Here is a 26,489-nt window from a genome sequence, read left to right on the forward strand (position 1 = left end):
CTCACCCGGGCGCTCGCCGACCCGTCCGCCCGCGCCACTCGCCCGCGCCAACTCGTCAGTCGCACACAGGCCGCGACACGAATACGCCTCAGGATGGGCGGGCGGACGGACGGCAGCAAGCGCTTCGGGCATATTCCGGCGATCGGGGGACAGGGCAGTGCATACTGTCCCGCTCACTCACGCGAGCCTCGTACCGGCACTCGTCCGGCCCGGGCCGACGCCGGTCCCGCTCAGCGCGTGTCGGACACGCCCTGGCGGGAACCTACCGCCGGAGGCCCCCACGGCCCTGCCCGCCACTCGCGAACCACCCGTGCGACATATGTCCAGCGGGTCTCGAACAGCGGCCTCCGCGGACGGTCCCGCGAGCGGACGTCCCGCCATGTGACGAACCGTCGCCGGGATCCACCATCGGGCTCCCCCGGAGCGATGCCGATCCACGGGACGGGGTTCCGTTCTTGCCCGATTCCCTCCCGCCGCGGACCGGCCACGGGATACCGTGGAGTAACGCCGAGCGAACCGGGCAGGAGGGTGGTTCTCGATGGCCACCCCGGACCGGATCCCGCGCTGGGACGAGCAGTTGCAGCGGCGCCTCGCCCGGGGCGAGGAGACCGCGCTCGGCGAACTCTACGACCGGCTCTCGCCGATGGTGCACGGCCTGGCCGGGCGGATACTCGCCGACCAGGCGGCCGCCGACCAGCTCACCCGGGAGATCTTCGCCCAGGTCTGGGAGCACCCCGAGGACTTCGACCCCGCCCAGGGGTCGCTGCGCTCCTGGCTCGGCGCGCTCACCCACCGCCGCGCGGTCGAACGGCTGCGGGCGCGGCGCGACGCCGAGCGGGCGCCGGAGCGCGGCACCGGCGCGACCGAGGAGGAGATCCGCGCCGTGGCCACCGCCGCGCGCGTGCAGTACGTGGTCGACTCCCTGCCCCAACCCCTGCGCGAGACCATCGCGGTGACGTACTACGACGGCCGCACCTACCAGGAGACGGCCCGGCTGCTCGGCATCAGCGAGCAGGCCGCCAAGCAGCGGATGCGGCTCGGCCTGGAGCTGCTGGCCACCGAACTGGCCGACGAACGCGCCCGCCAGGAGCCCCACCCGTCGCGCCGGGACGGCGACGGGCACGGCGACGGCGACGGGCACGACGACGGGAACACCGCCGACGACGGGCACCGCACCGGGCGCGGAGACTGCGACTGCGACTGCGACTGCGACGAGGGCGGGCGGACATGAACGAGGAGCGGCACGACGCCCTGCGCTCGCTGCTCGGTGCCTGGTCCCTCGGCGCCTGCCCGCCGCGCGAGTCCGCCGAGTTGGAGCGGCACCTGCGCGGCTGTGCGGAGTGCACCGAGGAAGCCGCCCGGCTGCGCGACGCGGCCGGCTGGCTCTCCCTGGACGAGCCGCTGGACCAGCCCGGTTCGCTGCGCCAGCAGGTGCTGGACTGGTGCCTGGCCCGCCGCCCGGCCGAACTGCCCGTCCCCGCCTGGGGGATGCCGTACACCGCGGAGACCGCCAAGCTGGACGCGCTGCTGCGCGACCTCGGCCCGGAGGAGTGGCAGGAGGTCGCCGAACTGCCGTGGCACGGCGGCGCCGAGCTGCTGCGCCCGGCCGAGGTGCTGGGCCGGCTGACCGCGGTGGACGGCTTCCTGGCGCTCGCCCTCGGCCTGCCCGACCCGGTCCCGGCGGCTGCCCCGTCCGCCCCGGCGCGGGCACGGGTGGTGGAGCGGCGGGTGCCACCGCAGGAAGCGGCCGTCCCGGCGCCGAGGGTGCCACGGGTGCCACCGCAGGGCGGCCCGTCCACCGCGGTCACCGCGCGCACCGCCCGGCTGCTCGCCGACCAGGCCGGGCTGCCGCCGCAGTCGGTGCGCGCCCGCTGGCGCCAGCAGACCCACGACCTGGTGCGCGGCGCCGCGCTGGCCCCGCAGGGCAGCACCCCGGTCGACCTCGGCTTCGCGGTTCTGCCGCTGCGCGACGCCTTCGTGGACCGCGCCCTGGAGTGCTTCGTGCACGGCGAGGACGTGGCCCGGGCGGTCGCCTACCCGTACGACCCGCCGGCGCCGCAGCACCTGCGGCAGATGGTGGAGCTGGTGGTCCGGCTGCTGCCGCGGGCGCTGGCCGGATTGCGGGCGGCCCGCCCCCAGCCCGCCGGGGCACCGGGCACGGCAGGGCCGGCGGGGGCGACGGCCGTCCGGGAGCCGAGGCGGCTGCGGCTGGTGGTGGACGGTCCGGCGGCCGGCGAGTGGCTGGTGCCGCTGGACGGCGAGCAGGCCGGGCCGCCCGGCGGTGAGCCGGTGGCCTCGATGGTGCTGGACGGCCTGGAGCTGTGCCAGTTGGCCGCCGCGCACCGCGACCCGGACCGGCTGCCGGTGGGCGAGCACGGTGACCGGGCCGCGGTGCGCGAGGTGCTGCACGCGCTGCCGCTGCTGTCGCGGCCGCGGGCGCTCTGAGAAGGCTCAGGCTCTGCGGAAGCTGAGGCTCTGCGGAAGCTGAGGCTCTGCGGAAGCTGAGGCTCTGCGGAAGCTGAGGCTCTGCGGAGACTCAGGCGAAGACGACGGTCCGGCTGCCGTCGAGCAGCACCCGGTGCTCGCTGTGCCACTTGACCGCGCGGGCCAGCGCCTGGCACTCGACGTCCCGGCCGAGCGCGACCAGCTGGTCCGGGCTGACGTCGTGGGTGACCCGGGCCACCTCCTGCTCGATGATCGGGCCCTCGTCGAGGTCGGCGGTGACGTAGTGCGCGGTGGCGCCGATCAGCTTCACCCCGCGGGCGTGCGCCTGGTGGTACGGCTTGGCGCCCTTGAAGCTCGGCAGGAAGGAGTGGTGGATGTTGATCACCCGGCCGGACAGCGCGGTGCACAGCTGGTCGGACAGGACCTGCATGTAGCGGGCCAGCACGACCAGTTCCACGTCCTCCTTCTCGACCAGGTCGAGCAGCTGCCGCTCGGCCTCGGCCTTGGTGTCCCTGGTGACCGGGATGTGGTGGAAGGGGACGCCGTAGCTCTCGGTGAGGTCCCGCAGGTCGGTGTGGTTGGAGACCACCGCGGCGATGTCCACCGGCAGGGCGCCGATCCGGGTGCGGTAGAGCAGGTCGTTCAGGCAGTGCCCGAACTTGCTGACCATGAGGACGATCCGCATCCGCTGCTCGGTCGGGTGGATCTGCCAGTCCATCCCGAAGGAGGCGCCGATCGCGGCGAAGCTGGCCCGCAGCTTGTCGGCGGTGACCGGCTCGGGGGCGGAGAAGTGCACCCGCATGAAGAACAGTCCGGTCTCCCCGTCCCCGAACTGCTGGCTGTCGATGATGTTGCAGCCGGTCATGAAGAGGTAGCTGGAGACAGCGTGGACGATGCCCTGCTTGTCGGGGCAGGACAGCGTGAGGACGTACTGGGCGCTGGCCGGCTGCTGTTCCACTGGGGGTATCCCGTCCTGAGGTCGTGCGAGTTCGTGAATGGTCCAGCGTGTCACATCCTGGACAGTGGCCGCCCCGCTGCCCGCACTGCGGGACGGCACCGCCCGGCGGACGGGCGGCCTCAGACCTGGGTCAGGATCCGCAGCACGTCCAGCGACCTGGGTGCCGCGTCCGGGTCCTCCCCGTCGCCGACGGCCAGGGCGACGTGGGCCTCGCGGGCGGCCCGGACGGTCTCCGGCCAGCCGGGGTGGCCGAGGTAGGCGGAGGCGGGGGCGTCAGCGCCGACCTCGTGCAGCATCTGCACGGCGCGCAGCACCGCGACGTCGACCAGGGCGGCCTCGGCGGAGTCCCGGAAGATCGTGCCCACGTACTTCTCGGCGGACCAGCGGTCCAGCCAGGTGTCCTCGACCAGCCGGTAGACGGCGTCGGTCACGTCCCCGTAGCCCTCCCGTCCGGCCAGCCAGGCCTCCTGCTGGAAACCGGGGTCGGACAGCATGTGCAGCGCCGAGCGCAGTCGGGCTCGCCAGCGCCACCAGGGCAGGTCGTTTAGCGGCATGCCGCCCATCGTGCTGGAGCGGTGGCCCGGACGAGAAGTGTTTCGGGCGGACCGGTGCGAAGAATCTGTGCTGACGGACATGGTGAACGATCGTACGTTCCCCGTCTGTTCGTGCTCCACTCGCGATCTACACGCGTACCCCTTCGGATTTCGGCCGCCGTTTGCCGAGCGTTCGCATTTCCGCCCTCTCGCCTTGCGGCACCGGGTCTTGGCTGTTTCCGGTGCGCCGGATGGCGCCCAGAGAGGGAAGACCGATGACCAGCCGAAGGGACTCGTTCCGGGCCCGTCCCACGATCGCCCGCCGTCGCCGGCGTCCGATCGCCGCCGCGGTGACCGCCGCGGCGCTGCTCCCCACCCTCTTCTCGGCCTCCGCGTGCGGCGGACCGGCCGATGCCTCCACCAACGCCGACGACCTGACGGTGATGACCTGGGCCCCGTCCGGCACCGGGTCCGCCGACCGCCCCGGCATGACCGCGCTGGCCGACTCGATCGGCCGGGACGTCAACCTCAAGGGCGGGTTGAACGGCCACAAGCTGCACGTGATCACCTGCAACGAGCACAACACCGCCGACGGCGCCAAGGCCTGCGCCCAGCAGGCGGTGGACGCCGGGGCGGCCGCCGTGATCGGCTCCTACAGCCAGTGGGGCGACGCCTTCATGCCGGTGCTGGAGCGCGCCGGCATCCCGCTGATCGGCGGGTACGGCCTCTCCCAGCCCGAGTTCTCCAGCCCGCTGTCCTACCCGGTGGACGGTGGGATGCCCGCGCTGATCGCGGGCAGCGGCCGCCAGTTGGTCGAGGCCGGCTGCAGGTCCGTCGCGCTGATCCGTCCGGACACCCCGGCCGGCGACAGCCTGCTCGGCTACCTGGGCAACGCGCTCAAGCCCGCCGGGATGAAGCTGCTGGACGTCAAGGCGCCCGAGCAGTCCTCCGACTACACGGCGGTGGCCCGCAAGGCGATCGGCAGGGACGAGCCGGGCAACTGCGTCACCAGCGCGATGGCCGCCGAGCCGACCGGCAACCTGCTGGACGCCTACCGGCGGCTCACCCCGAAGAACACCCGGATCGCCTCGGTGATCGGCAGCGTCCAGCAGTCGGTGGTCGACTCCACCGGCGGCGACTCCGGCCCGCTGGCCGGGGCGTTCGTCACCAGCTGGTACCCGCCGGAGTCGGCCAGGATCTGGGACGGGCTGCGCTCGGTGGTGCGCTCCGACACCACCGGCGCCAACAGCATCGACGTCTCCGACCCGGGCGTGCAGACCACCTGGGTCGCCTACGAGGTGTTCCGGGTGGTGTCCGAGAAGCTGGCCGCGGCCGGCAAGCCGGTCAGCTCGAAGACCGTCACCGCCCTGCTGGACAGCGGCGAGGGCATCGACGTCGGCCTCACCCCGCCGCTGAACTGGGGCACCACCAACATGCTGCCCAGCACCGAGTCGCCGCGGCTGGTCAACACCTGGATCACCTACCAGGTGGTCAGGAACGGGCGGATGACGCCGCAGCAGCCGGGCTTCGTGGACGTCCGCTGGGTGCTCACCGGCGGCCGACCGCCCGCCTGAGCCGGAGCCCCGTGTCAAGGGCCGGCCCGGGCCGGCCCTTGACAGCGTTACAGGTCGCCGTCGCTGCGGCTGGGCAGGCCGGTCTGGGTGGCGATCGTGTTCCACAGGGACGAGGCCTGCTTCTTCGCGGTGGTCGCCGTGCCGCTGGCCTGCACGGCGTTCTTGTAGTGCTGGTTGCCGGTGTCCGGCTTCTTCGGGTCGCAGGAGGACTGGGCGTCGGTCGCCCAGGCCGCGTACTCGTCGTCCGCCTGGGCCGAGGCCGTCCAGGCGGCGTTGAGCTGCTCGATCAGCTGCTGGCCGCCGGGCAGCTTGTCGGTCTTCAGCTGGCCGAGCTTGGTCTGCAGCTCCCGCCGCTTGCCGGCCGCGGCGGTCAGGGCCTGTTGCGAGTCCGGGAGCTTGTCGCACTTCTGCACCGAGGCAACCGCGGAGACCACCGAGCTGCGGCTGTCGCTCGCGGTGCCCAGCAGGTCGGACAGCGGCTGCGCCTGTGCCTTGACCTCCGGGTCGACGGGGGCGCCGGAACCGCTCGCGCTCGCCGTGCCGGGGGCGGTGCTGCCGGTGGCGGCGACCGGAGCGGTCTTGTGGCCGGACTTGTCGGTGTTCTCGCCGCCGTTCATCAGAACGGCGACCAGGATGCCGGCCGCCGCGCAGCCCGCCACCACGCCGCCGATGATCAGCTTGTTGGAGGAGCGGCCGCCGCGGCCCGGGCGGCCCCCCTGGGTCGCGTTCGGGTCGGCCTGGCCGTAGCCGCCCTGCCCGTAGGCGTCGGTGCCGTGGGCGCCCTGTGCGTAGCCGCCCTGCCCGTAGCCGTCGGTGCCGTGGGCGCCCTGTGCGTAGCCGCCCTGGCCGTAGCCCTGCCCGGGGTGGCCGGGCTGCTGCTGCGTCTGCGGCTGCGCGGCCGGCGGGTACCCCTGGTAGCCGGGCGCGGCCTGCTGCGGTACGCCGTAACCGGGCTGCGGCGCGGGGTAGCCGCCGCTCTGGGGGTCACCGGCCGGGTACGGCGGCAGGTGCTGGGTGGCCGGCGCCGGGTCGGCCTGCGGCGGGACGCCGTAACCGGGCTGCGGCGCCGCACCCCACTGCTGCTGGGTGTGCGCGCCGTCGCCCAGGTACTCCGGCTGACCGGACGGCTGGCCCACCGGCGGCACGGCCGTGGGGCCCTGCGGCTGGCCCGGCTGGCCCTGGGGCTGGCCGGGCTCGGGGCGGAACAGGTCGTCCAGGTTGAAGTCACCGGAGTTGGGGTACGAGCGGCGCTGACTCAACGCGATTCCTCACCTGTGCAGGACCGCGCACGGTCGGCGGACCACATCTCGTCGGTTCTTGGGAGCATCACAGTTCCTTGGACGTCGCGCCCACGCTACCGGTTCGCCTCACCGGGTGACCACGTGGGCGGGACAATCCCACCGCTCCCAGCGCGGACCGTCCTCAGGCCGCCTCCGCGTCCGCCCTGGCGTGGAACTCGCGCACCACCCGCTGCTCCCGGTAGGGCTCCAGCCTGCGCCGGAACTCGTCCAGGTACTCCACGCCCCGGTTGGAGCGCAGCCCGCTCAGCAGCCGCACCGCCTGGGTGCCCGTCTCGCAGGCGCGTTCCAGGTCGCGCTGCTGGAGCTGGGCGGTGGCGAGCAGCACGAGGTCCACCGCTCGCCGGCGCACTCGGGTCGGCGGGTGCAGGTCGAGCGCCCGCCGGGCGTAGTGCTCGGCCGGGCCGGCCTGTTCGAGGTCCCGGTGACAGTGGGCCAGTTCGTCGGCGAGGTAGGCGTCGTCGAAGTGGGCGATCCAGTCCGGGTCGTCCTCCGGGCGGCGCTTCTCCATCATCTCCAGCGCCTTGGCCGACACCGCCTCGCAGGAGCGGGCGTCGCCGAGCAGGGCGTGGCCGCGGGCCTCGGCGGCGTAGAACATCGCCATCGCCGTCGGGGTGGCGACCGACCGGGCGCCCTCCTGGGCGGCGCGGGCGAGCTGGGCGATCTCGCGCGGGTTGCCGAGGGTGGCCGCCAGGTGGCTCATCGAGGCGGCGAGGACGTAGCCGCCGTAGCCGCGGTCGTCGGCGGCCTGGGCGAGCCGCAGGGCCTGGATGTAGTAGCGCTGGGCCAGCCCGGGCTGCCCGGTGTCCACCGCCATGTAGCCGGCGAGTTCGGTCAAACGGGCCACCGCGGCGAAGAGTTGGCGTCCCGTCTCCTCCCGGTAGGCGCCGCCGAGCAGACCGGAGACCACCGAGTTGAGGTAGTGCACGACGACCGGGCGCACGTGCCCGCTGCCGAAGCGGTGGTCCAGGTCGACCAGCATCGTGGTGGTCGCCCTGATCGCGGCCACGTCCGTCGGGCCGACCCGGGGGCCGCCGCCGCGGGCCACCACCGGGTCGGGCGGGGTGATCAGCCAGTCCCGGCTGGGCTCGACCAGCGCGGAGGCGGCGACCGTCGCCCCGGTCAGGAAGTCCCGCCGGCCGACGTCGCTGCGCCACAGCTCGCACACCTGCTCCAGCGCGGCGCCGAGGGTCGGCGCGAACTGCAGCCCGATGCCGGAGCTGAGGTTCTTGCCGTCGGCCATGCCGATCTCCTCGACCGACACGCTGCGGCCGAGCTTGCGCCCGAGGGCCTCGGCGATCACGGCCGGCGCCTGCCCGCGCGGCTGCTGGCCGCGCAGCCAGCGGGCGACGGAGGTCTTGTCGTAGCGCAGGTCCAGTCCGTGCTCCGCGCCGCACAGGTTGACCCTGCGGGCCAGGCCGGCGTTGGAGCAGCTGGCCTCCTGGATCAGCTGCTGCAGGCGCTCGTTGGGCTGTCGTGCGACGAGTGGTCTCGCGGCCATTGGGCTTCGCCTCCCCACACCCTCCGGTCCCGGCCGGCGGGCGACGATGTGCTGATCTGTTGCCGACTGTCCGACCGTCCAAGGAATCTGACACCAGGTTAGCGATCAGCAACGTCAGCGGGATACCCACGGTGACGAACCGCACCCCCCGCGCGCCCTGGGAAATGCTTCCGTGCGCCCCCGCTGCGCCCGCCGCCGCCCGCACCAACTCGCGTGAGTCACCGGTTCGGGTGACATTGCCGGGATGCGGCCGACCGGGGGCCCCCGGCCCGTAACCAGCCTCACACACGGTAGTTGAGCAGCCCGTGGAAGAGATCCCCGACGCCCCCGGCCAGGACGAGACCGCCGGCCCGCCCCCGCTGCTGATCGAAGCCGTCGGCTACGCCGAGAACCGCCACTGGGAGGTGGCCCCGGGCGCCTGGCTGATCGACGGCGACGGGCCCGCCCGCTGCTCCTGCGGCGACCCGCGCTGCGCGCTGCCGGGAGCCCACCCGATGGACGCGGACTGGGCCCGCCGGGCGAGCGCCGGGCCGGGCGCGGTGCGGCGCTGGTGGACCGAACGGCCCCGGGCGTCGATCCTGCTGCCCACCGGCCGGTCCTTCGACGTCCTGGACGTGCCGGAGACGGCCGGGTGCCTGGCGCTGGCCCGGATGGAGCGGATGGACCTCCAGCTCGGCCCGGTCGCGGTGCTGCCGTCCTCGCCCGGGCGGCTCGGGCGGCGGCTGCACTTCCTGGTGCTGCCCGGGGTCGCGGCCAAGCTGCCGGAGATGCTCCGCAAGCTGGGCTGGCCGCCCGGGCGGCTGGACCTGGTCGCCCGCGGCGAGGGGGACTGGACGGTCGCCCCGCCGTCCCGGGTCGGCTCCACCGGCTACGCCCAGTGGGCCCGCTCCCCCTCCGAGTCCAACCGCTGGCTGCCGGACGCCGCCGAGCTGATCAGCCCGCTGGCGTACGCCTGCGGCCGCGAGGCGCCCGCCCAGCAGCTCCAGGCCGCCCAGCCAGCCGGGGTCTGACCCCGGGCAGCGGCCCCCGGATCCTGCCGCCCTGAGCCGATCGGGTGAGGGCGAGCACTGCGCGACACAACGCGCGCGAGTGACGGGCCTTGTCTCCCACCGGAGACGGGGCCCGTCATACGCATTTGCGGATAAGGCTTCGGTCTACCCGCTGGTCAACCGGAAAAGCCCCTCGTACGAGTGACAGCGCTCAAGGATTGCCATGATCGGCCGAGGGGAGGAATTGCGGTGCGAGGGGACGCCGGAAGGGTCGCTCGGACGGGGAAGCCGGGCGAGGCGGTGGAGGGGACCAGGAGGGGCGGAGGGGAACGGGGAGGACGGGAAGGGCCCGCTGCACGGGGAGCAGCGGGCCCCGATCGTCAGTACCGGCCCGGCGCTGTCGCAGCGGGAGTCGCGGAGGAAGCGGCAGGCCGGAGCCCTCAGCCCTGGGCGACGAACACGTGCTGGGCGATGTCCTTGCCCAGTTCCGCCGCGTTCTCGCCGCTGCCGACCAGCACACCGCCGACCCCGGTGGTCACCTTGACCGTCGAGCCCGGCCGGATGCCGGCCCGGCGCAGGGTGCTCATCAGCGCGCTGTCGGTCTGGATCGGCTCGCCGATCCGGCGGACCACCACGTCCGCCCCGGTCTCACCGGGCTTGACGGAGTCCAGCGGGACGAGCGCGGCGTCGAAGCCCTCGCCCTCGGCCTTGGTGTCGCCCAGCTCGTCCAGGCCCGGGATCGGGTTGCCGTACGGGGACTGGGTCGGGTGGCCGAGCATGGCGAGCACCTTGCGCTCGACCGTCTCGCTCATCACGTGCTCCCAGCGGCAGGCCTCCTCGTGCACCTGCTCCCACTCCAGGCCGATCACGTCGACGAGCAGGCACTCGGCGATGCGGTGCTTGCGCATGACGCGCACGGCGAGCCGGCGGCCCTCCTCGGTGAGTTCGAGGTGGCGGTCCCCGGCGACCTGGAGCAGCCCGTCGCGCTCCATCCGGCCGACCGTCTGGCTGACCGTGGGGCCGCTCTGTTCCAGGCGCTCCGCGATCCGGGCACGCATCGGGACGATGCCCTCTTCCTCCAGCTCCAGGATGGTGCGAAGGTACATCTCAGTGGTGTCGATCAGCCCAGACATCGCCGCTGGCTCCGTTCTTCGGTGTCCTCACCGCCAATTCTGACGTACCGCACCGACAACCGGACCCGCCCGGGGGCTTCCGCCACCCGTTTTCGTTCCTGTTGACAGCGGTGCCGCCGGGGCGCGACCGTGCTCGCCGTAGCTTTCTCCACTGGCGGTCTGGACCACCCCCGGCCGCCCCACCCGGCCGGCCCCCTCACCGGCAGAGAGCGAAGGCAACCGATGAACGACCTGGTCGGCAGCTACTTCGACGCCGCGATCGCCCACCTGAACCGGGTCCGCGAGGAGGAGGCCGACACCATCGAGGCGGCGGCCGCCCTGCTGGCCGAGGCGATCACCGAGGGCCGCCGGGTCTTCACCTTCGGCGCCGGGCACTCCTCGCTGCCGGCCCAGGACGTGGTCTACCGGGCCGGCGGACTGGTCCCGGTGAACCTGCTGAACGTCCCGGGGATGGCCGGGGTGACGATGATGCCCGCGCCGCTGTCCAGCGCGCTGGAGCGGGTCTCCGGGCTCGCCACCTCGGCCCTGGACCTGACCCCGGCGACCAGCGGGGACCTGCTGTTCCTGATCTCGTTGTCCGGCCGCCAGGTGATGCCGGTCGAGCTGGCCCGGTACGCCCGGGACCGCGGGCTGAAGGTGATCGGCGTGACCTCGCTGGCCTACCCGGGCGAGGTGCCCTCGGCGCACCCCTCCGGCACCTACCTGAAGGACCACTGCGACGTGGTGCTGGACAACAAGATCGCGGTCGGCGACGGCGAACTGTCCCACCCGGGCGCCGAGACCTCCTTCGGCCCGGTCTCCACCCTCGTCACCAGCGCGCTGATGCAGGCCGTGGTCGCCTCGGCGGTCGGCCGGCTGGCGGACCGGGCGGCCGCCGGGGAGGCTCCCGCACCGCCGCTGTTCCGCTCCGGCAACGTCCCGGGGGGCACCGAGTGGAACGCGAAGCAGATGGCCGACAACGCCGAGCGCATCTTCTACACCTACTGAGCCCCGTACCCCCGCCGGCACCGGTACGGCCACCGGCACCACCCATGACTTCGGGTGCTGGTGCGACTACGGACCGTACCGGACAATTCACCGGGGCTTCCCGGCCATTGCCGACCGCCCCGGCCCGGGCCAGGCGTACCGGGAAGCCGCCCGGGGCAGGAGAGCGGAGGGACCGGAGCGACGGGTGGGGGCCGAGCATGGCGTCTGGGGCGGGACGGACCGGGTGGGTGCGCGAGCGGGAGCTGCTGCCCGAGTTCTTCTGGGCCGCCGACGCGGCCTCGCTGCGCGGCCAGCGCCGCGCGGTGCTGCTCTCCGCCTGGGAGCTGGCGCTGCTGCTGGTCGCCGCCGCGACCGGCTCGGCCGACGGCGAGCCGTGGGCCTGGCCGGCCGCCGCAGGGTACCTGGGCGCGATGGCGCTGGCGGTGGTGATCAGCCGGCAGAACCCGCAGGGCCTGTGGTACGAGGGCCGGGCGGCCGCCGAGTCGGTGAAGACGCTGGCCTGGAAGTTCGCCGTACGGGCGGACGCCTACCAGCCGCCGCCGCGCAGCCTGCCGGACGCCGAGGGGCTGTACCGCTTTCAGCTCACGCGGGTGCTGGGCGCCTTCCGGGACGGTCCGGTGGCGGTGCCGGCGAACGGGATCGAGATCACCGAGGCCATGCGCGACCTGCGCGGGCAGCCGCTGGCGGTGCGCCGCGAGGTGTACCTGAACGAGCGGATCCGGGTGCAGCACGACTGGTACCGCAGCAAGGCCCGCTACTGCGCCCGCGCCGGGTACTGGACCGGCGTGCTGGGCGTACTGCTGCCGGCGCTGGGCCTGGCGCTGGCGGTGCTGCGGGCGCTCGGCGCGTTCACCTACGACGCGCTGGGCACGGTCTCGGCGGTGGCCGCCTCGGTGACGGCCTGGGCGCAGCTGCGCCAGTACCGCCCGCTGGCCGCCGCGTACGGCCTGGCCGCCGAGGAGCTGGAGCTGATCCGCCTCCAACTCGCCCGGCTGGACCTGGAGTCGCCGGACGCCGAGGAGATCTGGGCCCGGCTGGCCCGGGACGCCGAGGACGCGGTGTCCCGCGAGCACACCACCTGGCAGGCCCGCCGGGAGGTGCGCACCACCACCGACCGGGAGCACTGAGGAGGAACGCGTGGCGTTACGGATGGTCAAGACGTCGGACGGCCGGGCCCTGGCCGTCGAGTCCCTCGGCGACCCGCGCGGCCGTCCGGTGTTCCTGCTGCACGGCATGCCCGGCAGCCGGGTCGGCCCGCACCCGCGCAGCACCGTGCTGTACCGGCTGGGGGTGCGGCTGATCTCCTACGACCGGCCCGGCTACGGGGACTCCACCCGGCTGTTCGGCCGCCGGGTGTCGCACGCGGCGGCCGATGTGCGCACCATCGCGGACGAGTTGGGGCTGGACGGCTTCGCGGTGCTGGGCCGGTCCGGCGGCGGCCCGCACGCGCTGGCCTGCGCGGCGATGCTGCCGGAGCGGGTCAGCCGGGTCGCGGTGCTGGTGGGGCTGGCGCCGCGCAACGCGACCGGCCTGGACTGGTACGCGGGGATGACCCCGTCCAACGTCCGCGCCTACCGGGAGGCGGAGCGCGGGCACGGCCGGATCGCCGACGCGATGGAGTTCCGCTCCCGGCAGATCAAGGACGACCCGGTCCGGCTGCTGAACGGGCTGCGCACCGAACTCACCGGTACCGACCGGGAGGTGGTGGCGGACAGCGGGCTGCGGAGGATGCTGCAGAGCAACTACCGGGAGGCGTTCCGGCACGGCGCGGACGGCTGGATCGACGACGTGCTGGCCTTCACCGCCGACTGGGGCTTCGACGTCGGGTCGGTCGGGGTGCCGACCTGGCTGTGGCACGGCGCCGACGACCAGTTCTCGCCGGTCGACCACTCCCGTTGGCTGGCCGACCACATCCCCGGCGCCGAGCTCTTCCTGGAGCCCGGCGCCGCGCACTTCGGGGCGTTCCGGGTGATGACCACGGCCCTGGCCTGGGCGGCCGGTTAGCGGCTACGGCTTCACCGGCGTCAGCGGCTCGGAGCCGTCGAGTACGGCCACGATGTTGTCCACCGCCAGGCCGCCCATCGCCTGCCGGGTGCGGACGGTGGCACTGCCCAGGTGCGGGACCAGCACCGCGCGTTCCTGGGCGAGCAGCGCGGACGGGACGTCCGGCTCGTGCTCGAAGTTGTCCACGGCGGCGGCGAACAGCGCCCCGGACTCCAGTGCGGCGGCCAGCGCCTCCTCGTCCACCACGCCGGCGGTCATGCTGACCACCACCGCGCCGGGCGGCAGCATGGCCAGCCGGCGGGCGTCCAGCAGGTGCCGGGTCTCCTCGGTGCACGGGCAGGTGACGACCAGCACGGTCGAGGTGGCGAGCAGTTCCTCCAGCGGCTTCCACTCTGCGCCGTCGGCCTGCTCGGCGGGCAGTTCGCGGCGGTTGTGGTAGCTGACCGGCATGTCGAAGGCGCGGGCCCGGCGGGCCACCGACTGCCCGATCCGGCCCATGCCGAGCACGCCGAGCGGGGTGCCGGCCAGTTCCAGGCCGAGCAGGAAGTTCGGGCCCCAGGTCCAGGGCGTTCCGGAGCGCAGCAGCCGTTCGCCCTCGCCGAGCCGGCGGGTGGCGGCCAGCAGCAGCGCCCAGGCGGTCTCGGCGGTGGCGTTGGTGAGCACGCCGGGGGTGTTGGTGACCACCACGCCGCGTTCGGCGCAGGCCGCGAGGTCGATGTTGTGGTAGCCGACCGCGTGGTTGGCGACGATCTCCAGCTGCGGGCCGGCCGCGTCCAGGAACTCGGCGTCCACCCGGGTGTTGAGGGTGGTCAGCACGGCCCGGCGGCCGCGGACGGCGTCGAGCAGTTCGGCCCGCTCCAGCTCCCGGTCGCTCTCGCGGCAGGTGGCGGCGTACCGGGCGGTGAGCCGTTCGAGGACGCCGGGCGCGGGGCGCCGGGTGACCAGGACCGGGGGCGGAGTATCCATGGTCCGGCAGGGTACCCCGCCCCTCCCCCGGTCACACCGGCTGCGGCTCCAGGTCGCGGTTGATCCGCTTCCAGCCCCGCGCGGACACCGTGTTGGGGTGCTCCTCGCCGAACTGCCGGATCAGCTCGGAGATCGCCCGGGCGCGCAGTTCGGCGGCCTGGGTGTGCCGGCCGGCCGCCCTCAGGGTGATCGCCAGGTTGGCCTCGCAGGCCACCGCGTCCGGGTGCTGCGGGGAGTAGCGCGCGCACAGTCCCGCGTACGCGGCCCGGCCGAGTTCCTCGGCGAGTTCGGTCTGCCCGGCGTCGCCGTAGGCGTTGGCCAGGTTGATCATCGCGTTGAGGGTGTACGGATGGTCCGGCCCGGCCGATCGGGTCAGACCCTCGACGGTGGCCCGGCCGGTCTCGATGGCGCCCCGGACGTCGCCGCTGCCGCGCAGGTAGATGCCGAGGTTGTTGGCACAGGCCAGGGTGAAGGGGTGGTCGTCGCCGAACAGCCGCCGGTGGCCGTCGTAGACGGTGGCGCACAGGTCGCGGGCGGCTTCCTTGTCGCCGAAGGCGCTGTGGTCGGCGGCCAGGTTGAGCGCGCAGGCCAGCGCGTCGGGGGCGTCGGCGCCGTAGCGCTCCAGGTAGCGCTCGTAGGTCTCCTTGGTGATCCGGCGGGCCTCGGCGAGCTGGCCCATCCGACGCAGTGAGACGGCCAGGGACTTGGCGTTGCGCAGGCTCTCGGGCAGGCCCGGGTCCAGGCCGTCGCCGAAGTCCGCGGTGACCTCCTGGAGCAGGTCGACCGAGCCGCGGTAGTCGCCGAGTTCGCGCAGGTCCCGGGCGAGGGCGGACTTGGTGATGAGGGTGTACGGGTGCTTGGGTCCGAGCACGGCGGTGCGCCGGTCCAGGGTCTCCTGGTCGAGTTCGCGGGCGGCCTCGCTCTCGCCGACGAGGCGGTAGTCGATCGCCAGGTTGTTCGCCATGGAGAGCGTGCGCGGGTTGTCGTCTCCGAACAGCTCGCGGAACTGGTCGAGGATCTCCCGGTCGAGGTCGAGCGCGGCCTGGAAGCGGCCGAGCGCCCGGCGGTCGGCGCCGAGTGAGCCGGCCGTCATCAGGGTGTACGGGTGGTGCTCGCCGAGCAGCGCCCGCTGGCGCTCCAGGGTGGCTTCGTCCAACGCCAGCGCCTCGGCGTAACTTCCCTGGGAGCGCAGCACGTTGGCGAGTTGGAAGCGCAGCAGCAGGGTCTGCCGGTCGTCCTCGCCGAGCTTGCTGGTCCACTCGGCGTCCAGGGCGTGGCCGAGGTCGCGGGCGCGGTCGAGTTCGCCGCGCTTCCACAGGTAGCGGACGCGGTCGATGAGCAGCTGGCGGGTGTCGGCCTCGTCGCAGTTGTGGGCCTTGGAGGGCGACAGGTGGGGCCAGATCTCGTCGAAGGCGGGCCAGTTGGCCGGGTCGTCGGTGTCGCCGAGGACGGGCCGGGCGCCGGTGAGGATGCGGTGCACCTCGTGGACGGCGATCTCCTGCTCGTCGTCGCTCATCCCGGCCCGGATCACCGCCTGGACGAGCCGGTGCACCTGGAAGCTGTTGCTGCCGGCGTCGACCTTGGCCAGGGCGTACCGGCCGATCGCCTGGATGACCTTGCCGAGCATGAACTTGTCGCTGAGGTCGGCGTCGTACTTCACCAGCGCCCGGATCATCTGGTCGCTGTAGAAGAGGTTCATGGAGATCGGCTCGGGCGCGAAGAAGGCGCACAGCTGGAGCAGCCGCACGGCGGCCGGGGACTGCTGGCGCAGCCGTCCGATCGAGACGTTCCAGGTCGCGGCGACCGGGGTGGGGTAGTCGGTGGGGTGGTCGACGGCGAGCGCGCGGGCGGCCTCGGCGTGCAGCTGGCTGACGTAGGTGTCCACCGGGGTGCCGGTGGTGTCCAGCCAGGCGGCGGCCACCTCGACGGCCAGCGGCAGGTCGCCGACGGCCTCGGCGACCCGGTCGGCGTCCGCCCGGGAGAGGCTGCGGGCGCGCCGGCACAGGTGCTCGACGCTCTCGCCGCGGGTGAAGACGTCGACCTCCAGCGCCTCGGCGTGCCCGGTCCAGGCCTGGTTGCGGGAGGTGACCAGGATGTGGCCGGAGCCGCCGGGGAAGAAGCGGCGGATCTCGCCGGGTTCGTCGGCGTTGTCGAAGATCAGCAGCCAGCGGGAGGTGGGCACGCCGCGGCGCAGTGCCTCCCGGGCGGCCTCGGCGGCCTCGGTGACGGAGTCGCCGACGCGCAGGCCCAGGCGGCGGGCGAGTTCGGCGAGCGCGGGGGCGACCAGCTCGGTCTGCTCGGCGTCAATCCACCAGACCAGGTCGTAGTCGGACATGAAGCGGTGGGCGTACTCCAGCGCGACCTGGGTCTTGCCGACGCCGCCGAGCCCGTACAGGGTCTGCGGGGTGGGCAGGACGGCCGCCATGCCGCCGCGCAGCTGGTTGCGGAGCTGCTCCAGCACGGCGGCGCGGCCGGTGAAGGAGGGGTTGCGCGGCGGCACGTCCCACACCGAGGGCTTGCTGCCGGGGAAGCGCGGGCCGCCGCTGGGGGCGTCGCCGAGCGGGGCTTCGCCGCGGCCCAGCGCCCGCAGCAGGCTCTGGACGGACTGGGCCTCGTCGCGGCCGACCAGGTCGACCGGGTTGCGGTTGCTGAACGGCGCGGTGAGCCGGACGTCGCCGACGCGCACCGGCAGCAGCTGGCGCCGGGTGCCGGAGGGGTCGGAGTTGACCACCGACTCCCACAGCGCCCGGGCCTGCGGGGAGCGCTGGTAGGCGGGCGAGAGCACGGCGACGGTGCGGTAGGCGGAGTCGATGCCGCGCTCCGTCTCCTCGCGCGGGTCGGTGCCGGCGCTGAGATCGCGCGGCAGCACCCGGAAGCCCGCCCGGGTCAGTACCGACTCGATCCAGTCCGCCCACATCCGGTCCTCGGGCACGTAGGAGAGGTAGAGGTCGGCGGGGACGGACGGGCGGCGGCGGGTGAAGGCGTCGACGTAGCGCAGCCGCACCTCCTCGTCGACCGGCGGCAGGCCGGTGACCCGCCCCTCGGTGATCATCGAGGTGAGCCGCTCGCAGGCGGCCAGCATCGAGGTGGGGGTGCCGGTCTGGTCGCCGAAGGTGGCGAGGATCTCCTCGTAGGCGTAGAACGGCCGGTACGGGATCTCCACCGAGCCCCAGTAGCTGGCGAGTTCCTCGCCGCTCAGGCCCGCGGGCAGGCCGTCGAAGCGCACCCGGGCGAGGGCGCGGCCGGCGTCCGCCTTCTCCTTCTCGCCCTCGTCGATGCGCATCGGGACGGGCAGGATGCGGATGCCGCGGTCGCGGTAGCGGTCGTGGATGTGCTGGGCGATCCGGGAGGCGCCGTCGATGGACTGGTCGCTGAGGGTGAAGCAGACCACCAGGTCGTCGGGCATCTGGACGGTGCAGATCTCGGCGATGTCGGACAGGCCGGTGCGGGAGTCGATCAGCACGTAGTCGTAGCGCTTGGACATGTCGGCCTTGAGCGCGTCGAAGAACTGCCCGCCGTCGAAGCGGTCGTAGAAGATGTCCCAGTCGAGGTGGGTGACGGCCTCGGAGTAGTCGCGGTTGAACTGGCCCGCGGAGAGGAAGTCCAGGCTGCCGCCGGCCGGGAAGTGCGGCCAGGACAGCGACAGCGCGTGCGGGTGCACCCGGGCGAAGTCCAGGTGCCATCCCTCGGCGTGCTCGACCGGGCGCAGCGCCTCCTCGCGGTACTCGGCGATGAGGTCCATCATCCCGGTGGTGCCGGCCAGGGAGGCCGGGTCGAGGAAGGGGTGGAAGAACTTGGCGAGGCCGGGGGCCTCCAGGTCCCAGTCCACGGTGAGCACCCGGAAGCCGTTGGCGGCGAGGATCCAGGCGGTGTTGGCGAGGGCCATGGTGCGGCCGGTGCCGCCCTTGTAGGAGTAGAAGGTGATGATCCGGCCCTGGCGGTCCTGCTCCGCGGCTCGCCTGGCGGCCTCGCGCGCGGCGGCCAGCTCGGCGGCGCCGACGCGGAAGTTCCTGGTGGTGTTCTCACTCATCGGTGCGGTCCTCCCAAGGGCGCCATCCCAGCATCGGGGTCATCGCCGCCGTCACGGTCGTCGCGGGTGTCGCGGTGGTCGTTGGTACGGGCGTTGCGGTGGTCGGTCCCGTCGTCCGGGTCGTGGTCCCGGTCGACGGGGTCCGGACCGTACTGGTCGGGCCGGTGTCCGCCGAAGCCGTCCGGCCCGTACGCCCCCGGCTCTCGCCGGAATGCCTCCCGCAGGCTCGGCCGGGGCGTCGGCGGTTCCTCGGGTTCGGCCCTGGTGCGGCTCTCGAAGGCGTACTTGGCCTTCATCGCCGCCCGGGGCAGGGCGTCGTCGAAGTCCTCCAGGGTGTCCAGCCCGGTCGGGCCGGTCACCCCGAGGAAGCTCGGGCGGCCGGCCCGCCGGGTGATCCGCAGGATCTGGTCGCTGAGCTCGACCAGTTCCCGGCCGCCGCCGTCGCACTCGGGGTCGTCGCTGTTCCACGGCTCCAGCACGCTCACCCAGGTGGCGTCGCAGCGGTCGAAGCGGCGGACCAGCTCGCGCCGGTGCGGGTCGCGCAGCGCCCACCGGTCCAGCAGCAGCAGTCCGGGGGCCTCGGCGTTGCCCTCGATGATCGACTCGACCTCGTCGTCGAACTCGTGCACGGTCGGCTGGAACCCCAACTGCCGCGCCAGGCGGACCGCGTGCTGAGCTATCGGCGACCCGGCCGGACGGTAGGGGTGCCAGTCGGTACGCCGGGCGCCGTAGAAGTCGGGATTGCGGTCGGGCGGCAACTCGCCCTGGTGGTAGGTGAGTACGGAGATCCGCAGCTGCTTGGTCGGGGCGGTCACGTTGAAGGCGCTGGGCAGTGTGTTGAAGTCCAGCCGGCGCCCGACCGGGATCACCGTCTCCTCCGCGACCTGCACGATCCGCGCGGCCAGCCGGTGCACGGCCAGCTCGTAGGCTGCGCGGAAGTAGCTGAGCTTCATCAGCGCGTAGAGGCCCTCGGTGGCGTAGTCGGGCCCGAACCCGGCGTGGTTGAACTGGAGTTCGCTGGCCACCTTGGGCAGCCGGTAGCGGCTCATCGGCGCCCACAGCACCGGGACGATGCCGCTGGTGCGCTCGGCGTCGATGGTCGCCGGGTACACCGGGCGCCGGGTGAAGGCGTGCCACTCCTGACCGCACGGGACGCTGTTGAAGTAGCGGGGCGAGTACAGCGGCACGAACACCCGGCAGCTCGCCAGCTCCTCGGACAGCCGCTCGGCCCACAACTCGCCCTGGTGCATGGACTCGTCCATGAATCCGACCGGCACCCCGGCCGGGACGGTGGTGAGTTGCAGCACCGCCTCGCAGAGGTCCCGGTACAGCTGTCGGACCCAGTGGTTCGGGTCGCCGGCACCGCGCGCACCGGACTTGGGGGTGTGCGCGTAGGAGAGGAAGAAGTACGGCCGGGCCTCGTCCTCGTCCCAGCCCCGGTCAGTCACACGTGCCTCCCCCGGGCCCGTCGGCAACCTGCCTCCCGCAGCCCCCGTGCGGCGGGGTCTCAGTGTAGGAACGACTGACACCCCAATGGAATAGCACAACGTCTCGCACGAATTGACATGACCGAAACGATGCCGCTGTGTTCTTTCGTTGAGCAGTACCCTCGTTGCGGCCGTAGTGAACGATCAGGAGGGGTACGCATGGAGCGCACGGAGCAGCTCGACTGGCAGAGGTCGAGCTTCAGCACCGACCAGGCCAACTGGCTGGAGATCGCCTCCGAGGGCGAGTTCGTCTACATCCGCGAGTCCGACAACCCCGAGCTGGTCGTCACCACCACCCGTACCAAGCTCAACGCCTGGATCCTGGGCGCCAAGGACGGCGAGTTCGACCACTTCGTGGGGCTCTGAGCGCTCACCCGTCGTAGCGGGCGGCGAGCGCCCTGACCGTCCCCGCGATGCGGTCCCGGAGTTCGGCCGGCTCAAGGACCTCGACCTCGGCGCCCAGGCGCAGGAACTCCCCGTGGGCGTGGTCGACCGACTCGATCGGCACCCGGGCCCGCGTCCAGCCGCCCTCCGCCGGCGCCACCCCGAGGCGGCGGGCGCCCTCCGGGGTCAGCCGCACCAGCGCCTCACCGGTGTGCAGCCGGGCACGGAAGTCCGCCAGGTAGCCCTGCCAGTAGGCAGCCAGCCCGAAGCCGTCCGGTACGGCGAACTCCTCGCGCTGCTCGCCGAGTTCGATGATCTGGTCGACCCGGTAGGTGCGCGTCCCGGACGGCCCGCCGGCCACCAGGTACCAGCGGCCCGCCTTGAGCACCAGCCCGTACGGCTCCACCCTGCGCTCGATCTCCTCCGGCGCCCGCCAGCGCCGGTACCGCAGCACCACCGCCCGGCGGCCCCAGACCGCGGCGGCGACGGCCGCCAGGTGCGGGGTCTCGTCCGCGTCGCCGTACCAGCCGGGGGCGTCCAGCAGGAAGCGCTCCTGGATCCGTCCGGCGTGCTCGCGCAGCTCGGCCGGGAGAGCCGCCCTCAGCTTGAGCTGGGCGGTCGCGAGCGCCTCACCGAGGCCGAGTTCGGCGGCGGTGCCGGGGAGCGCGGCCAGGAAGGCGGCCTGCGCCTCGTCGGCGGTCAGCCCGGTGAGGCGGGTCCGGTATCCGTCGACCAGCCGGTAGCCGCCCGCGTGCCCGGCCTCGCCGTACAGCGGGATCCCGGCGGCGGCGAGCGCCTCGACGTCCCGGTAGACCGTCCGGGCGGACACCTCCAGCTCCTCGGCCAGCTGCCGGGCGGTCATCCGGCCCCGGTTCTGGAGGAGGAGCAGCAGGTTGACGAGCCGACTCGCGCGCATGCCGCCCAGTCTTCCCGACTCCACTGACAGGCGTTGTCAGTGGAGTGCCCCTAGCCTGCGCCGCATGAACGACTTCGACTTCCTGTACGGCACGTGGGACGTGGCCAATCGCCGTCTCACCGCACCGCTCTCCGGTGGCGGGGCCTGGGAGGAGTTCCCCGGCCACTCGGTGGTCCGGCCGCTGTTCGGGGGCGCCGGCAACATCGACGAGATCACCTTCCCCACCCGCGGCCTCCGGGGCGTCACCCTGCGGCTGTTCGACCGGGAGACCGAGCAGTGGGCGATCCACTGGTCCGACAGCCGGACCGGCCGGCTGGACCCCCCGGTGACCGGCGGCTTCACCGGTGACCGGGGCGACTTCCACGGCGAGGACACCCTCGGCGGCCGCCCGATCCGCGTGCACTTCACCTGGTACCGCCTCGGCCCGGACAGCGCCCGCTGGGAGCAGGAGTTCTCCGCCGACGGCGGCCGCTCCTGGGAACTCAACTGGACCATGGACTTCACCCGCACCGGTCCGGCCTTCGACGGGCTGGGCAACGCATGAGCCTCGTCGTCGAACTGCGCCGGTACACGCTGCACCCCGGCGCCCGCGAGACCCTGATCGAGCTGTTCGAGCGGGAGTTCGTGACCGGCCAGGAGGCGGTCGGCATCACCGTCGGCGGCCGCTTCCGCGACCTGGACGACCCGGACCGCTTCGTCTGGCTGCGCGCCTTCCCGTCGATGGCGGAGCGCCGCCGCGCGCTGGAGGCGTTCTACTACGGCCCGGTCTGGCGGGAGCACCGCGACGCCGCCAACGCGACCATGATCGACAGCGACGACGTCCTGCTGCTGCGCGGCCCCGGCTTCGCCCTGCCGACGGACGGCCGCGAACTGCGCGCCACCGTCTTCCACCCCGCCGATGCGGCCGCCTTCGACACCTGGGCCGCCCGCCACCTCGGCCCCGAGCACGCCCTCCACCGCACCGAACACGCCGAGAACGACTTCCCCCAACTCCCCGTCCGCACCGGCGAGGACGCCCGCCTCTGGTTCGGCGCGGTCGAGGAGCCCCCACCCTGGCCCCACCAGCACCTCCGCCTGGAGCCCGTGAAGGGTTAGGGGGCTGGGTGCGCAGGAAGTCGGCCGGCCCGACTTCCTGCACAACCAGCCCGGCCGTGCGTGCGGCCGTGGCCGAGGCGCTGGGCGCGGCCTGACGGCCCGACGCCCTCAGGCCCCGACGAGCTCCGCCAGTTCGTCGGCCGACTCCGGAGTCAGCCGGTAGAAGCCCTGGAGGCTGACGAAGCGTTCGAGGCGCCCGTCCACCACGTACTTCAGCCCCCGAGTCTGGTTCCGGCGGTTGCGCCAGGTCAGGCGTGGCAGGAGGTCGCCCGGTATTCGCTGGTCGAAGCGGACGGGCGTGGCGTCCACGTGGACGGCGTCGGCGCCGCAGCCGCCGGCACCGAGCATCCACCAGTCGGCGTGCCCGGGGAACCCAGGGTCCCGCCAGGTCTCCGGCTCGGCGCCGCAGCAGTCGCCGCGTTCGCGGTCGACGATCCGCATCCGGCTCACCACGAACACCTCGCGCTGCTTGACGTGCAGCGCGTACACCTCGTCCCCGACTCGGGCACCCGACCAGGCGGGCAGCGACTGGTGCGCCCCGCTGAAGGCGACTGGCGGCCGCTGACCCACGCGGCCCTCTTTGCGCAGTTCGCGGCAGGTGTCCTGGGTCCACAACACGGTGTAGGCATCTGGCATGCCGCTGAGCTTAGGAACGGGGACCGACACCCCGGCGCGGGCCCCGCTCCGGCGAGCGGGGCCCGCACGCCTGTCACCCGGCGTGACGCTCCCGGAACCGCCGGGAACAACCACCCGCGCCAAGCTCCACGCCTGGATCAGCGGCGCCAAGGCCGGCGAGTTCGACCGCTTCGTCGCCTGAGCGCTCCCCCGCGCCCCGGCCCGTCGCCGGGGCGCGGATATCCGGTGGCACGCCGCTCGTGAGGCAGCCAGGATCACCACCATGCACGTCTTCCTCCAGACCGCACGACTCCTGCTGCGCCCGTTCACCGCAGGCGACACCGACCACCTCCACGCGCTCGACAACGACCCCGAGGTCATGCGCTTCATCAACGGCGGTGAGCCGACCAGCCGGGAGGCCGTCGAGACCCGGATCCTGCCGCGTCTCCTCCACGACCACGCCTGCTCCGGCACCCGTGGCTTCTGGGCCGCCGAGGAGAGGGCCACGGGCCGGTTCCTGGGCTGGTTCGAGTTCCGCCCCCTCGACGACCACAGCCCCGCCGTCGTCGAGCTCGGCTACCGGCTGAACCGGGCGGCCTGGGGCAAGGGTTACGCCACCGAGGGCTCGCTGGCCCTGATCGACAAGGGCTTCACCGATCTGGGGGTCGAGCGGGTCACCGCGAACACCATGGCCGTCAACACCCGCTCCCGGCGCGTGATGGAGAAGTCGGGCCTGTCGTTCCTCCGGCACTTCACCGGGGACTGGCCGCACCCGATCCCCGGGTCCGAGCACGGCGAGGTCGAGTACGAGCTCACCCGGCGCACGTGGCAGCAACGCCGGTAGCCTTCGCCCAGGCGGCTGAACCACTGCGTCCCCCGGCCGGTCCGGCCGTTGACCACATCATGGAAACCAGAACCTGGGCCGGGCTGTTCGCCGGCGCCGCCGTACTGATGACGGGTGCGGCTCTCGCCCCCGTCGCCGGTGCGGCGGGCACCCCGACCGCGCCGCACGATCCGTACACCCGGACCGAGCTGTTCTTCGGCACCGAGCGGCCGGACGGCGGCCCCGCCGTCACCGACCAGCAGTTCCAGCAGGAGGCCGTCGGCCGGGTGGACGAAGCGGTCGAGGCGTCGTTCTAGCCGGGGCCCGGCCCGCAAGCGTCCCGAGGGGGGAGCCGTGTGCGGTCCGGGCGTCGGAAAGGATGTCGGGCGTGGAAGGAAGCTACAAGCTGCTCCGTCAGACGAGCCGGTGGGCACGTTTCGCCCGGGTCACGGTGAGCGGAGAGACGTCGGCCGAGCCCGCTGTCCAGGTGGGCGCGGACGTGTTCGGGTGGCGCGTTCGGTCCTACGGGCCCACCGTCGGTGCCGTCCAGGTCGGTGACGAGCAGTTCCGAGCAGAGGCGCTGGACGGCGTCCGGTACGCGCTGGCACGGCTTCCCGAGGAGAGCCGCGGGCTGTCCGTGTCCGTCGTCGAGATCGTGACCTCGCCGGTGGACACGGGCCCTGGCGACGTGAAGTTCGCGGCGGCGCACGCCGTATGGGCGATGGTTGGCCGGCAACCGGGCCGGCAACCGTGGATCGATGCCGACGGCGTCCCCGTCTTCCCGTAGCGACCGGGGCGAGGGAGTCAGCGGCAGAACACCGCCGCGATCAGCCCGTTGAGCGCCTTCGGGAACTCCTTCGCCGGGTCCGCGTCCGAGTCGCCGGTGGTCAGTCCGGCGGCGAGGGTCCGGCTCCCGTCCGGGGTGCTGATCATCAGTGCGCCGTAGCCGCCGGGGGCGCCGCCGTTGTGGTGGACGATGGTGACGTCGCCGTTCTCCGGACCCAACTCCTGGACGAAGAGGCCGAGTCCGTAGCCGAGCGGGCCGTGCGGTGTCCGCATCTCGTCCAGCAGTGCGGCCGGGAGGAGGCGGCCGCCGAGCAGTCCGGCGAAGAAGACGTGCAGGTCGCGGGTGGTGGAGATCATGTCCCCGGAGCCGGTCAGCAGCGAGGAGTTCTGCCGGGAGACGTCCACGACCTTCCACTCCTCGCCGTCCTGGTAGCGGTAGTAGCCGTGGGCGTGCGGGCCGGGGATGTCCGGCGAGTCGCCCGGCACCACGGTGTCCCGCAGTCCGAGCGGCCGCAGGATCCGCCGCTGCATCTCCTCGGCGTACGAGCGGCCGCTGAGCGCCTCGACCAGCAGCGCGGCCAGCGTGTAGTTGGTGTTGGAGTAGCTCTGGTCGGTGCCGGGCTCGAACCGCGCCGGCTTCGTCAGCGCGAACCGCACCAGCTCGTCCGGTCGGTAGTTGTGGAACCGGTTCTCCACCCACGCCTTGCCGACCGACGGCAGCCCGGGCACGAACGTCCCGTCGGCGTCCAACTCACCGGTGCAGTTGTAGAGGCCGCTGGTGTGCTGGAGCAGCATCCGTACGGTGATCCGCTCGTCCAGGCCGAACCGGGGCAGGTGCTCGGCCACTGGGGAGTCCAGCCCGATCGCGCCGTCGGCGACCAGGTGCAGCACCAGCGTCGCGACGAAGGTCTTGGTGGTGCTGCCGATCCAGAACTGCCCTTCGGTGGACGGCTTCGCGCTCCCACCCAGCTTGTGCACCCCGGCGCTGCCGGCCCACTCCCCGCTCTCGTCGTACACCCGCATCTGTATCCCGGCGAAGCCGACGTCCACGACGTCCTGGACGGCCTTCTGCAGGTCGGGGCGGTCCTGGGTGGTGTTCCCGCTCATGGTCGGTCCTTCTTCCTTCCGTCGGAGGTTCGGTTCAGAGGCTGCGGGCGGTGATGTCGCCGTAGCCGGTGGTGGCGTGGATGGTCAGCCCGGGGGTGCCGTCGGCGTTCCTCAGGGCGTTGTGGATCCGCCCGTGGCCGGTGCCGGCGTCGAGGGCGGCGGAGATCCCGCGGGCGGCGCCGACGGCGATCTGCCCGTACTCGGTGCGCAGGGTGACGTCGCCGCCGACGGCTTCGGCGATCTGGAGGTCGCCCTTCTGGGTGCGGATCTCGGCGGGGCCGCCGAGCCGGCCGACGGCGATGTCCCCGGCCTGGAGGGTGAGGTGGGCGCCGGCGGTCTCGTCGAGCTTGACGGTGCCCTGCGCGGCCCGGAGGGTGACGTCGCCGAGGCGGCCGACGCCCCGGAACTCGCCGAGCGCGGCCTTGGCCTCGACCCGGGAGCCGACCGGCAGTTGGACGGTCACCTCGGCGGTGCCGGAGTTGCCGAGGAGCCGGTTCTCCGCCTCCGGAGCCTGGATCCGCAGCACGCCGTCGGCGTACCGGACCTCGATCCGCTCGGCGGCCTTCACGTCACGGCTCTTGGTGGCGTCGGCGGGCCGGACCTCGACCACGGTGTCGGTACGGTCCGCGGCGATGAACCGGATGCGGCCGGCGGGGATGTCCAGGACGACCGAGACCGGGGTGGGGGTGGCGAACTTCTGCATCGTGCGCTCCTTCTCTTCCACGGCGTCGGCCCCTTCGGCCCGCCGCTTTCTGATGAAGGAAACGCTACGTTGCGTTCGCCATCCAGGCAACGCCAAGGAGGCATCAAAACAGCGTCATTGCAGGTGAATAGCGCAAATTCATTGCAACGGCCCTG

The 26,489-nt window shown here is 73.2% G+C and carries 25 protein-coding genes; 13 read left to right on the forward strand and 12 right to left on the reverse strand.

Annotated features, from left to right (window positions below; genetic code table 11):
* Positions 1-538: 538 nt before the first annotated feature.
* Both BOQ63_RS21050 and BOQ63_RS21055 read left to right on the forward strand, forming a co-directional pair.
* A complete protein-coding gene (locus tag BOQ63_RS21050; RefSeq protein WP_072654782.1) occupies positions 539-1,231 on the forward strand; it encodes a sigma-70 family RNA polymerase sigma factor in 693 nt (230 codons plus the stop codon).
* Entirely contained in the window at positions 1,228-2,445 is a 1,218-nt protein-coding gene (locus tag BOQ63_RS21055) for a zf-HC2 domain-containing protein (protein WP_030287223.1), read from the forward strand. Before BOQ63_RS21050 ends, BOQ63_RS21055 begins: the two co-directional genes overlap by 4 nt.
* Positions 2,446-2,536: 91 nt before the next feature.
* On the opposite strand, the gene purU is transcribed toward BOQ63_RS21055, so the two are convergent.
* Positions 2,537-3,403, reverse strand: a complete 867-nt coding sequence (gene purU, locus BOQ63_RS21060; protein WP_370863248.1) for a formyltetrahydrofolate deformylase — start codon at positions 3,401-3,403, stop codon at positions 2,537-2,539.
* 119 nt (positions 3,404-3,522) lie between these two features.
* Entirely contained in the window at positions 3,523-4,038 is a 516-nt protein-coding gene (locus BOQ63_RS21065) for an SCO4402 family protein (RefSeq protein WP_072654783.1), read from the reverse strand.
* Between the two features lie 173 nt (positions 4,039-4,211).
* Between BOQ63_RS21065 and BOQ63_RS21070 the strand changes: the two genes are divergently transcribed.
* A complete protein-coding gene (locus BOQ63_RS21070; RefSeq protein ID WP_046386045.1) occupies positions 4,212-5,510 on the forward strand; it encodes an ABC transporter substrate-binding protein in 1,299 nt (432 codons plus the stop codon).
* Positions 5,511-5,557: 47 nt separating this feature from the next.
* Here BOQ63_RS21070 and BOQ63_RS21075 read toward each other — a convergent pair whose 3' ends face one another.
* Both BOQ63_RS21075 and BOQ63_RS21080 read right to left on the reverse strand, forming a co-directional pair.
* A complete protein-coding gene (locus BOQ63_RS21075; RefSeq protein WP_150476027.1) occupies positions 5,558-6,769 on the reverse strand; it encodes a hypothetical protein in 1,212 nt (403 codons plus the stop codon).
* A 163-nt stretch (positions 6,770-6,932) separates the two neighbouring features.
* The gene (locus tag BOQ63_RS21080; protein ID WP_030287159.1) at positions 6,933-8,309 is read right to left on the reverse strand and encodes an NsdA family TPR-like regulatory protein; all 1,377 of its coding nucleotides are present in this window, start codon (positions 8,307-8,309) and stop codon (positions 6,933-6,935) included.
* Between the two features lie 305 nt (positions 8,310-8,614).
* Here BOQ63_RS21080 and BOQ63_RS21085 point away from each other — a divergent pair, with 305 nt between their 5' ends.
* Positions 8,615-9,319 carry a bifunctional DNA primase/polymerase gene (locus tag BOQ63_RS21085; RefSeq protein ID WP_033347773.1) on the forward strand — a complete coding sequence of 235 codons (705 nt, stop codon included), beginning with the start codon at positions 8,615-8,617 and terminating at the stop codon, positions 9,317-9,319.
* A 419-nt stretch (positions 9,320-9,738) separates the two neighbouring features.
* Here BOQ63_RS21085 and BOQ63_RS21090 read toward each other — a convergent pair whose 3' ends face one another.
* Positions 9,739-10,431, reverse strand: coding sequence for an iron-dependent transcriptional repressor DtxR (locus BOQ63_RS21090; RefSeq protein WP_030287155.1), 693 nt, complete (start codon positions 10,429-10,431; stop codon positions 9,739-9,741).
* 222 nt (positions 10,432-10,653) lie between these two features.
* On the opposite strand from BOQ63_RS21090, the gene BOQ63_RS21095 reads away from it, so the two are divergent.
* The 3 genes from BOQ63_RS21095 (at position 10,654) to BOQ63_RS21105 (ending at position 13,422) form a co-directional block, all read left to right on the forward strand.
* The gene (locus BOQ63_RS21095) at positions 10,654-11,418 is read left to right on the forward strand and encodes a sugar isomerase domain-containing protein (protein WP_072654785.1); all 765 of its coding nucleotides are present in this window, start codon (positions 10,654-10,656) and stop codon (positions 11,416-11,418) included.
* 227 nt (positions 11,419-11,645) lie between these two features.
* The gene (locus BOQ63_RS21100) at positions 11,646-12,545 is read left to right on the forward strand and encodes a DUF4231 domain-containing protein (protein WP_030287151.1); all 900 of its coding nucleotides are present in this window, start codon (positions 11,646-11,648) and stop codon (positions 12,543-12,545) included.
* A 22-nt stretch (positions 12,546-12,567) separates the two neighbouring features.
* Positions 12,568-13,422: an alpha/beta fold hydrolase gene (locus BOQ63_RS21105; RefSeq protein WP_030287149.1), complete on the forward strand. Its 855-nt coding sequence runs from the start codon at positions 12,568-12,570 to the stop codon at positions 13,420-13,422.
* 3 nt (positions 13,423-13,425) lie between these two features.
* Here BOQ63_RS21105 and BOQ63_RS21110 read toward each other — a convergent pair whose 3' ends face one another.
* From BOQ63_RS21110 to BOQ63_RS21120, 3 genes are read right to left on the reverse strand one after another with little or no spacing between them, the layout of a single operon-like run.
* Positions 13,426-14,388: a 2-hydroxyacid dehydrogenase gene (locus tag BOQ63_RS21110; protein ID WP_030287147.1), complete on the reverse strand. Its 963-nt coding sequence runs from the start codon at positions 14,386-14,388 to the stop codon at positions 13,426-13,428.
* Between the two features lie 31 nt (positions 14,389-14,419).
* On the reverse strand, positions 14,420-18,418 hold the full coding sequence (gene fxsT, locus BOQ63_RS21115) for an FxSxx-COOH system tetratricopeptide repeat protein (RefSeq protein WP_079183692.1): 3,999 nt from the start codon (positions 18,416-18,418) through the stop codon (positions 14,420-14,422).
* Positions 18,415-19,866, reverse strand: coding sequence for a TIR-like protein FxsC (locus tag BOQ63_RS21120; protein WP_050366628.1), 1,452 nt, complete (start codon positions 19,864-19,866; stop codon positions 18,415-18,417). The genes fxsT and BOQ63_RS21120 overlap by 4 nt, the downstream gene beginning before the upstream one ends.
* Before the next feature lie 198 nt (positions 19,867-20,064).
* Here BOQ63_RS21120 and BOQ63_RS21125 point away from each other — a divergent pair, with 198 nt between their 5' ends.
* Complete coding sequence (locus BOQ63_RS21125) at positions 20,065-20,271, forward strand: DUF397 domain-containing protein (RefSeq protein ID WP_030287141.1); 207 nt, start codon at positions 20,065-20,067, stop codon at positions 20,269-20,271.
* Between the two features lie 4 nt (positions 20,272-20,275).
* Here BOQ63_RS21125 and BOQ63_RS21130 read toward each other — a convergent pair whose 3' ends face one another.
* Positions 20,276-21,205 carry a helix-turn-helix transcriptional regulator gene (locus BOQ63_RS21130; RefSeq protein WP_072654786.1) on the reverse strand — a complete coding sequence of 310 codons (930 nt, stop codon included), beginning with the start codon at positions 21,203-21,205 and terminating at the stop codon, positions 20,276-20,278.
* Between the two features lie 64 nt (positions 21,206-21,269).
* Between BOQ63_RS21130 and BOQ63_RS21135 the strand changes: the two genes are divergently transcribed.
* Positions 21,270-21,749: a hypothetical protein gene (locus BOQ63_RS21135; protein WP_072654787.1), complete on the forward strand. Its 480-nt coding sequence runs from the start codon at positions 21,270-21,272 to the stop codon at positions 21,747-21,749.
* Entirely contained in the window at positions 21,746-22,300 is a 555-nt protein-coding gene (locus tag BOQ63_RS21140; protein ID WP_072654788.1) for an NIPSNAP family protein, read from the forward strand. Before BOQ63_RS21135 ends, BOQ63_RS21140 begins: the two co-directional genes overlap by 4 nt.
* Before the next feature lie 108 nt (positions 22,301-22,408).
* Here the strand turns inward: BOQ63_RS21140 and BOQ63_RS21145 are convergent, their stop codons facing one another.
* Positions 22,409-22,936: a hypothetical protein gene (locus tag BOQ63_RS21145; protein WP_030287133.1), complete on the reverse strand. Its 528-nt coding sequence runs from the start codon at positions 22,934-22,936 to the stop codon at positions 22,409-22,411.
* Between the two features lie 262 nt (positions 22,937-23,198).
* Here BOQ63_RS21145 and BOQ63_RS21150 point away from each other — a divergent pair, with 262 nt between their 5' ends.
* From BOQ63_RS21150 to BOQ63_RS21160, 3 genes are all read left to right on the forward strand, one after another.
* On the forward strand, positions 23,199-23,759 hold the full coding sequence (locus tag BOQ63_RS21150) for a GNAT family N-acetyltransferase (protein WP_030287131.1): 561 nt from the start codon (positions 23,199-23,201) through the stop codon (positions 23,757-23,759).
* 59 nt (positions 23,760-23,818) lie between these two features.
* On the forward strand, positions 23,819-24,055 hold the full coding sequence (locus BOQ63_RS21155) for a hypothetical protein (RefSeq protein ID WP_051747070.1): 237 nt from the start codon (positions 23,819-23,821) through the stop codon (positions 24,053-24,055).
* Positions 24,056-24,126: 71 nt separating this feature from the next.
* Positions 24,127-24,525, forward strand: a complete 399-nt coding sequence (locus BOQ63_RS21160) for a hypothetical protein (protein WP_051747069.1) — start codon at positions 24,127-24,129, stop codon at positions 24,523-24,525.
* 17 nt (positions 24,526-24,542) lie between these two features.
* Here BOQ63_RS21160 and BOQ63_RS21165 read toward each other — a convergent pair whose 3' ends face one another.
* Both BOQ63_RS21165 and BOQ63_RS21170 read right to left on the reverse strand, forming a co-directional pair.
* A complete protein-coding gene (locus BOQ63_RS21165; protein WP_072654789.1) occupies positions 24,543-25,631 on the reverse strand; it encodes a serine hydrolase domain-containing protein in 1,089 nt (362 codons plus the stop codon).
* A 34-nt stretch (positions 25,632-25,665) separates the two neighbouring features.
* Positions 25,666-26,334 (reverse strand): DUF4097 family beta strand repeat-containing protein, encoded by a 669-nt coding sequence (locus BOQ63_RS21170; protein ID WP_030552677.1) that lies wholly within the window; start codon positions 26,332-26,334, stop codon positions 25,666-25,668.
* Positions 26,335-26,489 lie beyond the last annotated feature (155 nt).

The sequence above is a fragment of the Streptomyces viridifaciens genome, from assembly GCF_001888885.2.
Lineage (GTDB): Bacteria > Actinomycetota > Actinomycetes > Streptomycetales > Streptomycetaceae > Kitasatospora > Kitasatospora aureofaciens.

Coding starts and splice junctions, on each gene's coding strand:
- BOQ63_RS21080 (WP_030287159.1), bottom strand. CDS start 8,309: ATGGCCGCGAGACCACTCGTCGCACGACAGCCCAACGAGCGCCTGCAG.
- BOQ63_RS21105 (WP_030287149.1), top strand. CDS start 12,568: ATGGTCAAGACGTCGGACGGCCGGGCCCTGGCCGTCGAGTCCCTCGGC.
- BOQ63_RS21110 (WP_030287147.1), bottom strand. CDS start 14,388: ATGGATACTCCGCCCCCGGTCCTGGTCACCCGGCGCCCCGCGCCCGGC.
- BOQ63_RS21065 (WP_072654783.1), bottom strand. CDS start 4,038: ATGTCCGTCAGCACAGATTCTTCGCACCGGTCCGCCCGAAACACTTCT.
- BOQ63_RS21165 (WP_072654789.1), bottom strand. CDS start 25,631: ATGAGCGGGAACACCACCCAGGACCGCCCCGACCTGCAGAAGGCCGTC.
- BOQ63_RS21140 (WP_072654788.1), top strand. CDS start 21,746: ATGAGCCTCGTCGTCGAACTGCGCCGGTACACGCTGCACCCCGGCGCC.
- BOQ63_RS21070 (WP_046386045.1), top strand. CDS start 4,212: ATGACCAGCCGAAGGGACTCGTTCCGGGCCCGTCCCACGATCGCCCGC.
- BOQ63_RS21130 (WP_072654786.1), bottom strand. CDS start 21,205: ATGCGCGCGAGTCGGCTCGTCAACCTGCTGCTCCTCCTCCAGAACCGG.
- BOQ63_RS21090 (WP_030287155.1), bottom strand. CDS start 10,431: ATGTCTGGGCTGATCGACACCACTGAGATGTACCTTCGCACCATCCTG.
- BOQ63_RS21155 (WP_051747070.1), top strand. CDS start 23,819: ATGGAAACCAGAACCTGGGCCGGGCTGTTCGCCGGCGCCGCCGTACTG.
- BOQ63_RS21135 (WP_072654787.1), top strand. CDS start 21,270: ATGAACGACTTCGACTTCCTGTACGGCACGTGGGACGTGGCCAATCGC.
- BOQ63_RS21095 (WP_072654785.1), top strand. CDS start 10,654: ATGAACGACCTGGTCGGCAGCTACTTCGACGCCGCGATCGCCCACCTG.
- BOQ63_RS21125 (WP_030287141.1), top strand. CDS start 20,065: ATGGAGCGCACGGAGCAGCTCGACTGGCAGAGGTCGAGCTTCAGCACC.
- BOQ63_RS21050 (WP_072654782.1), top strand. CDS start 539: ATGGCCACCCCGGACCGGATCCCGCGCTGGGACGAGCAGTTGCAGCGG.
- BOQ63_RS21150 (WP_030287131.1), top strand. CDS start 23,199: ATGCACGTCTTCCTCCAGACCGCACGACTCCTGCTGCGCCCGTTCACC.
- fxsT (WP_079183692.1), bottom strand. CDS start 18,418: ATGAGTGAGAACACCACCAGGAACTTCCGCGTCGGCGCCGCCGAGCTG.
- BOQ63_RS21055 (WP_030287223.1), top strand. CDS start 1,228: ATGAACGAGGAGCGGCACGACGCCCTGCGCTCGCTGCTCGGTGCCTGG.
- BOQ63_RS21145 (WP_030287133.1), bottom strand. CDS start 22,936: ATGCCAGATGCCTACACCGTGTTGTGGACCCAGGACACCTGCCGCGAA.
- BOQ63_RS21170 (WP_030552677.1), bottom strand. CDS start 26,334: ATGCAGAAGTTCGCCACCCCCACCCCGGTCTCGGTCGTCCTGGACATC.